This is a genomic window from Pseudomonas sp. 14P_5.3_Bac1 (assembly GCF_025466135.1).
Taxonomy (GTDB): Bacteria; Pseudomonadota; Gammaproteobacteria; order Pseudomonadales; family Pseudomonadaceae; genus Aquipseudomonas.
Genome location: NZ_JANLOF010000032.1, coordinates 60,605 through 67,441 on the forward strand (window position 1 = coordinate 60,605; position 6,837 = coordinate 67,441).

The 6,837-nt window shown below is 62.7% G+C and carries 8 protein-coding genes; 7 read left to right on the forward strand and 1 reads right to left on the reverse strand.

The window, feature by feature from the left end; translation table 11 throughout:
- Positions 1 to 20: 20 nt before the first annotated feature.
- Complete coding sequence (gene pilG / locus NTD89_RS07825; protein ID WP_106575669.1) at positions 21 to 428, reverse strand: twitching motility response regulator PilG; 408 nt, start codon at positions 426 to 428, stop codon at positions 21 to 23.
- Positions 429 to 667: 239 nt separating this feature from the next.
- On the opposite strand from pilG, the gene gshB reads away from it, so the two are divergent.
- The 7 genes from gshB (at position 668) to NTD89_RS07860 (ending at position 6,763) form a co-directional block, all read left to right on the forward strand.
- Positions 668 to 1,621 carry a glutathione synthase gene (gene gshB / locus NTD89_RS07830; protein WP_262206986.1) on the forward strand — a complete coding sequence of 318 codons (954 nt, stop codon included), beginning with the start codon at positions 668 to 670 and terminating at the stop codon, positions 1,619 to 1,621.
- A 77-nt stretch (positions 1,622 to 1,698) separates the two neighbouring features.
- Complete coding sequence (locus tag NTD89_RS07835; protein ID WP_262206988.1) at positions 1,699 to 2,604, forward strand: energy transducer TonB; 906 nt, start codon at positions 1,699 to 1,701, stop codon at positions 2,602 to 2,604.
- Positions 2,605 to 2,880: 276 nt separating this feature from the next.
- The gene (locus NTD89_RS07840) at positions 2,881 to 3,450 is read left to right on the forward strand and encodes a YqgE/AlgH family protein (protein ID WP_106575672.1); all 570 of its coding nucleotides are present in this window, start codon (positions 2,881 to 2,883) and stop codon (positions 3,448 to 3,450) included.
- A complete protein-coding gene (gene ruvX, locus NTD89_RS07845) occupies positions 3,450 to 3,887 on the forward strand; it encodes a Holliday junction resolvase RuvX (protein WP_262206990.1) in 438 nt (145 codons plus the stop codon). Before NTD89_RS07840 ends, ruvX begins: the two co-directional genes overlap by 1 nt.
- 72 nt (positions 3,888 to 3,959) lie before the next feature.
- Positions 3,960 to 4,466, forward strand: coding sequence for a bifunctional pyr operon transcriptional regulator/uracil phosphoribosyltransferase PyrR (gene pyrR, locus NTD89_RS07850; RefSeq protein ID WP_106575674.1), 507 nt, complete (start codon positions 3,960 to 3,962; stop codon positions 4,464 to 4,466).
- Between the two features lie 24 nt (positions 4,467 to 4,490).
- Complete coding sequence (locus NTD89_RS07855) at positions 4,491 to 5,495, forward strand: aspartate carbamoyltransferase catalytic subunit (protein ID WP_159960639.1); 1,005 nt, start codon at positions 4,491 to 4,493, stop codon at positions 5,493 to 5,495.
- A complete protein-coding gene (locus NTD89_RS07860) occupies positions 5,492 to 6,763 on the forward strand; it encodes a dihydroorotase (RefSeq protein ID WP_262206993.1) in 1,272 nt (423 codons plus the stop codon). The genes NTD89_RS07855 and NTD89_RS07860 overlap by 4 nt, the downstream gene beginning before the upstream one ends.
- Positions 6,764 to 6,837 lie beyond the last annotated feature (74 nt).

Here is a 6,837-nt window from a genome sequence, read left to right on the forward strand (position 1 = left end):
CCGGCCCTTGTGAGGCGGTGTCAGTGTGCTTGTTCTACTGCGGCGAAGCCGGGCACGTAGGCCTTGATCGCGCTCAGCAGTTCTTCCTTGCTGAAAGGCTTGGTCAAAAACTGATCGACACCCACGATGCGCCCCTTGGCCTTGTCGAACAGGCCGTCCTTGGAGGACAGCATGATCACCGGAATCGACTTGAACGCCGGGTTGTTCTTCACCAGCGCGCAGGTTTGATAGCCATCCAGGCGCGGCATCATGATGTCGACAAAGATAATGTGCGGGTGATGATCAACAATCCGGGCCAGTGCATCGAAACCGTCGATGGCCGTGATGACTTCGCACCCCACGTTCTTCAACAGGGTCTCGGCGGTGCGGCGGATCGTTTTCGAATCGTCGATCACCATCACTCTCAAGGCGTTGGAATGCTGTTCCATATCTGCTCTACCATCGCCACAGCGAATCGGTTTTCGGTGTGTACTACCTGATGTTGCACAGGATGAGCGCTGCAAGCCTTGGAATTCAAGGGCTGCTGCACCGTGGGAGTCTTTTTAGCACAGTCTCCGGGCGCAATCTATCGAGCAACCGGCCAGGTGGTTTTTCCTTGACCCACAACAGCCGCAGCGCCACTCTGACGCCACTTTTATGCGCCCTAATTTGCTAGAGGAAATCCCCCATGAGCGTTCGCGTCGGCATTGTCATGGACCCTATTGCCAGCATTTCCTATAAAAAGGACAGCTCGCTGGCCATGCTCCTGGCCGCCCAGGCCCGCGGCTGGACCCTGTTCTATATGGAGCAGCGCGATCTTTATCAGGGCGACGGCGAAGCCCGCGCACGCATGCGCCCGCTGCAGGTGTTTGCCAACCCTGAAAAGTGGTTCGAGCTTGCGGATGAAATCGACAGCCCCTTGAGCGATCTGGACGTGATCCTGATGCGCAAGGACCCGCCGTTCGACATGGAATTCGTTTACTCCACTTACTTGCTGGAACAGGCCGAGCGCGCTGGCGTGCTGATCGTCAACAAGCCGCAAAGCCTGCGCGACTGCAATGAAAAGCTGTTTGCCACCCTGTTCCCGCAGTGCACGCCGCCTACCGTGGTCAGCCGCCGCGCCGATGTGTTGCGTGAATTCGCCGCCAAGCACGGCGACGTGATCCTCAAGCCGCTGGACGGCATGGGCGGCACCTCGATCTTCCGCCACCGCGCCGGCGACCCGAACCTGTCGGTGATCCTGGAAACCCTGACCGTGCTGGGCACCCAGCAGATCATGGGCCAGGCTTACATTCCGGCGATCAAGGACGGCGACAAACGCATCCTGATGATCGACGGTGAGCCGGTGGATTACTGCCTGGCGCGTATCCCGGCCGCAGGCGAAACCCGTGGCAACCTGGCAGCCGGCGGTCGCGGTGAAGCGCGTCCACTGTCGGACAAAGACCGTTGGATCGCTTCTCAAGTCGGCCCAACCCTGCGCGAAAAAGGCCTGCTGTTCGTAGGACTGGACGTAATTGGTGAGAACCTCACCGAAATCAACGTCACCAGCCCGACCTGCATTCGCGAGATCGACAACGCATTTGGCACGAACATCGGCGAAATGCTGATGGCGGCCATCGAGCGCAAGCTGCAAGCCAAGTGACATAGAACAGCCGGACACACACCAACATTGCGTTATCATGCGGCACCTGTGAAACGCGCGATGTTGGTTTTTTTGTCATGACGCTCCCGCCCGATCTGCCCCCCGAACTCTCCCACAGCGGCGTGCGCCCGGCTGATCGGCTCGGATTTACCCTGTTTCTGGCAGCGCTGATCCACCTCGCTTTGTTACTCGGCCTGGGTTTCACCTTTGCCGAGCCCAAGCAGATCACCAAAACCCTGGAAATCACCCTCGCCACGTTCAAAAGCGAAAAAAAGCCTGAAAAGGCTGACTTTCTGGCCCAGGACAATCAGCAAGGCAGCGGCACGCTCGACAAAAAGGCCGTGCCCAAGACCACCGAAGTGGCGCCGTTCCAGGACAACAAGGTGAATAAAGTCACCCCGCCGCCGACGCCCAAGCCTGAGGTCAAGCAGGCCGCGCCCAAGGCCGCCGTGACCACTGTTGCGCCAAAATCGCAAAAAGCCCCGACCCAGCGCGAGAAAACCAAGACCGAGCCGCAGCCCGAGCCGGTCAAGCCAGCGCCGACCTTCGACAGCTCGCAGCTCTCCGACCAGATTTCCAGCCTCGAAGCCGAACTGGCCAACGAACAACAGCTGTACGCCAAGCGCCCGCGCATCTATCGCCTGAACGCCGCCTCGACCATGCGCGACAAAGGCGCCTGGTATAAGGACGAATGGCGCAAGAAGGTTGAACGCATCGGTAACCTCAACTACCCGGATGAAGCGCGGCGCCAGCAGATCTATGGCAATTTGCGCTTACTGGTGTCGATCAACCGCGACGGTTCGTTATATGAAGTGCAGGTGCTGGAGTCGTCCGGCCAACCGTTGCTGGACCAGGCCGCCCAGCGCATCGTGCGCCTGGCCGCGCCCTTCGCGCCGTTTACCGGCGACCTGAACGACATAGACCGCCTGGAAATCATCCGCACCTGGAAGTTTGCCCGGGGTGATCGGCTGTCCAGTAACTGATCGCTCCTGCACTCTGCCAAACGCGGCGGGCCCTCGTGGCGAGCGGGGCTGTCGTGGCGAGCGGGCTTGCCCCGCGTTGGGCTGCGAAGCGGCCCCAATAGGGCCACCGCGTTCTGCCTGAAAAACCACAGCGCCAGATTTCAGGGCCGCTTCGCGCCCCAACGCGGGGCAAGCCCGCTCGCCACGACAAGCCGGCTCGCCACAACAGCCCCGCTCGCCACAATTAGCGTCCGCCGCAGCTTGTCAGTTCGCCCCTCCGACGCCACACTAGCGGACATGAAAAATGTCAGCCCGACCTACCTCAAGCACCAATTCCTGATCGCCATGCCCCATATGGCCGACCCGAACTTTGCGCAGACCTTGACCTACATCGTCGAGCACACGGCCAATGGTGCCATGGGGTTGGTGGTGAACCGCCCGCAAGAGCTGAACCTGGCCGATATTCTTGAGCAACTGCGCCCGGAGATCGACCCGCCGGCGCGCTGCCAAAATGTACCGATCTACATCGGCGGGCCGGTGCAAACCGATCGCGGTTTTGTGCTGCACCCCACCGGGCCGAAGTTCCAGGCCACGGTCGACCTGGAAGGCGTGTCGTTGTCCACCTCCCAGGACGTGTTGTTCGCCATCGCCGACGGCGTGGGGCCTGAGCAAAGCGTGATCACCCTCGGCTACGCCGGTTGGGAAGCCGGGCAACTGGAAGCCGAACTGGCCAGCAATGCCTGGCTGACCTGTCCGTTCGACGCCGACATTCTATTCAACACAGCCAGTGAGCTGCGCCTGGAAGCGGCGGCAGCCAAGTTGCGGGTCAACCTCAACCTGCTGACCAGCCAGGCGGGGCACGCCTGATGGCCTTGCGTTTGATCCTCGGTTTTGACTACGGCACCAAACAGATCGGCGTAGCGGTCGGCCAGGTAATTACCGGCCAGGCCCGCGAGCTGTGCACCTTGAAAGCCCATAACGGCGTGCCGGACTGGAACCAGGTCGAGGCCCTGATCAAGGAGTGGAAGCCCGACGCCGTCGTAGTCGGCCTGCCCTTGAACATGGACGGCACCCCCAGCGACATGTGCCTGCGCGCCGAAAAGTTCGCCCGCCGCCTCAATGGCCGCTACAACCTGCCCTTCTATACCCACGACGAGCGCCTGACCACCTTTGAAGCCAAGGGTGAGCGCCGTGACCGTGGCGGGCAGAAAGGCAGCTACCGCGACAACCCGGTGGACGCCATCGCGGCCGCCCTGCTGTTGCAGGGTTGGCTGGATGAAAACACCGCTTTATTTGAATCCTGACTGACGCGGCTTGCCGCGTCTTTTTACGTTTGAGCCCGGACCTTGCCTGCGCGAGGCCTTGAAGGAGCCACCATGAGCCTGCCCAATCCCGCCGACCTGATCAGCCAGATGGCGATTCGCCTCAAGGCGCACCTGCAACACCGTGCCATCAGCGAACCGCGCTTCATCGGCATTCGCACCGGTGGTGTGTGGGTGGCCCAAGCGTTGCTGGAAGAACTGGGCAGCGATTCGCCGCTGGGCACGCTGGACGTGTCTTTCTACCGCGACGACTTCAGCCAGAACGGCCTGCACCCGCAGGTGCGCCCGTCCGCGCTGCCGTTCGAAATTGAAGGCCAGCACCTGGTGCTGATCGACGACGTGCTGATGAGCGGTCGCACCATCCGCGCCGCCATGAACGAGTTGTTCGATTACGGCCGCCCGGCCAGCGTGACGCTGGTGTGCCTGCTCGACCTGGACGCTGGCGAATTGCCGATCAGCCCGGATGTGGTCGGTGCCACCCTGTCGCTGGAGGCCCACCAGCGGGTAAAATTGTCCGGTCCCACGCCGCTCGAACTCGAACTGCAAGACCTTGCCCTTTAAACCGCCTTGTACAGAGTCCCCGCGATGACGCCTCTAGATGCCAAGCGCCCGCTGCAGCTCAATGCTCAGGGCCAGTTGCAACACTTCTTGTCCCTCGACGGTTTGCCCCGCGAACTGCTGACTGAAATCCTCGACACCGCCGACTCGTTCCTCGAAGTCGGTGGCCGCGCGGTGAAGAAGGTCCCGCTGCTGCGCGGCAAGACCATCTGCAATGTGTTCTTCGAGAACTCCACCCGCACCCGCACCACCTTTGAACTGGCGGCCCAGCGGCTGTCGGCCGACGTGATCACACTGAACGTGTCGACCTCGTCGGCGAGCAAGGGCGAGACCCTGCTCGACACCCTGCGCAACCTTGAAGCCATGGCCGCCGACATGTTCGTGGTGCGCCACGGCGACTCCGGCGCCGCGCATTTCATCGCCGAGCATGTGTGCCCGAACGTGGCAATCATCAACGGCGGCGACGGCCGCCACGCGCACCCGACCCAAGGCATGCTCGACATGCTGACGATTCGTCGGCACAAGGGCGGTTTTGAAAACCTCTCGGTGGCCATCGTCGGCGACATCCTGCACTCGCGGGTCGCGCGCTCGAACATGCTGGCCCTCAAAGCCCTGGGTTGCCCGGACATCCGCGTGATCGCACCGAAAACCCTGCTGCCGATCGGCATCGAGCAGTACGGCGTGAAGGTCTACACCGACATGACCGAAGGCCTCAAGGACGTGGACGTGGTGATCATGTTGCGCCTGCAACGCGAGCGCATGGCCGGTGGCCTGCTGCCGAGCGAAGGTGAGTTCTACCGCCTGTTCGGCCTGACCACTGCGCGGTTGGCCGGCGCCAAGCCGGATGCCATCGTGATGCACCCAGGGCCGATCAACCGTGGGGTTGAGATTGAGTCGGCGGTGGCCGACGGCAGCCAATCGGTGATCCTCAACCAAGTGACCTACGGCATCGCCGTGCGCATGGCGGTGTTGTCCATGGCCATGAGCGGGCAAACCGCGCAACGTCAATTCGAGCAGGAGAACGCCCAGTGAAGCTCAGCATTCTCGGCGCCCGAGTCATCGATCCGGCCAGTGGCCTGGATCAAGTTACCGATCTTCACCTGGAAGCCGGCAAAATCCTCGCCATTGGCGCTGCGCCTGCGGGCTTCAGCGCCAGCGAGACGATCGACGCCAAAGGCCTGGTGGCCGCGCCTGGTTTGGTCGACCTGAACGTCGCCCTGCGCGAACCGGGTTACAGCCGCAAAGGCACCATCGCCAGTGAAACCCGCGCCGCCGCTGCCGGTGGCGTCACCAGCCTGTGCTGCCCGCCGCACACCAAGCCGGTGCTCGACACCTCGGCGGTGACCGAGCTGATCCTGGACCGCGCCCGCGAAGCCGGCAATTGCAAAGTGTTCCCCATCGGCGCGCTGAGCAAAGGCCTGGAAGGCGAACAACTCGCCGAGCTGATCGCCCTGCGCGACGCCGGTTGCGTGGCATTCGGCAACGGGCTGGACAGTTTTCGCAGCACGCGCACGCTGTGCCGCGCCCTGGAATACGCAGCCACCTTCGACCTGACGGTGATCTTCCACTCCCAGGACCGCGACCTGGCCGAAGGTGGCCTGGCCCATGAAGGCGCCGTCGCCAGTTTCCTCGGCCTGCCGGGCATTCCCGAAACCGCTGAAACCGTGGCCCTGGCCCGTGATCTGCTGCTGGTAGAGCAAAGCGGTGTGCGGGCGCACTTCAGCCAGTTGACCAGCGCGCGCGGCGTGGCCTTGATCGCCCAGGCGCAAGCGCGCGGCCTGCCGGTGACGGCGGACGTGGCGTTGTACCAGCTGATTCTGACCGATGAAGCGCTGATCGATTTCTCCAGCCTTTACCACGTGCAGCCACCCCTGCGCACGTTGGCCGACCGCGATGGTTTGCGCGCGGCCGTGAAGTCGGGTGTGGTCTCGGCAATCTCCAGCCATCACCAACCGCACGAGCGTGATGCCAAGCTGGCGCCGTTTGGCGCGACCGAGCCGGGCATCAGCAGTGTCGAGCTGTTGCTGCCGCTGGCGATGACCCTGGTGCAAGACGGTCTACTCGACCTGCCAACGCTGTTGGCGCGCCTGAGTGCCGGCCCGGCTGAGGCCTTGCGCCTGCCGGCGGGCAAAGTGGCGGTGGGTTCAGCGGCAGACCTGGTGCTGTTTGATCCGGCCAGCTCCACGGTTGCCGGGGAACACTGGCTGTCCAAGGGCGAAAACTGCCCGTTCATCGGCCATAGCCTGCCGGCGACGGTGCGGTACACCTTGGTCGATGGGCGGATCAGCTACCAGGCCTGATAAGTCGCAAAACCTGGAATGGGCACAGTACATGTGGGAGCTGGCTTGCCTGCGATGCAGGCACCTCGGTTTGT

Coding starts and splice junctions, on each gene's coding strand:
- gshB (WP_262206986.1), top strand. CDS start 668: ATGAGCGTTCGCGTCGGCATTGTCATGGACCCTATTGCCAGCATTTCC.
- pyrR (WP_106575674.1), top strand. CDS start 3,960: ATGAGCCTGCCCAATCCCGCCGACCTGATCAGCCAGATGGCGATTCGC.
- ruvX (WP_262206990.1), top strand. CDS start 3,450: ATGGCCTTGCGTTTGATCCTCGGTTTTGACTACGGCACCAAACAGATC.
- NTD89_RS07835 (WP_262206988.1), top strand. CDS start 1,699: ATGACGCTCCCGCCCGATCTGCCCCCCGAACTCTCCCACAGCGGCGTG.
- pilG (WP_106575669.1), bottom strand. CDS start 428: ATGGAACAGCATTCCAACGCCTTGAGAGTGATGGTGATCGACGATTCG.
- NTD89_RS07840 (WP_106575672.1), top strand. CDS start 2,881: ATGAAAAATGTCAGCCCGACCTACCTCAAGCACCAATTCCTGATCGCC.
- NTD89_RS07855 (WP_159960639.1), top strand. CDS start 4,491: ATGACGCCTCTAGATGCCAAGCGCCCGCTGCAGCTCAATGCTCAGGGC.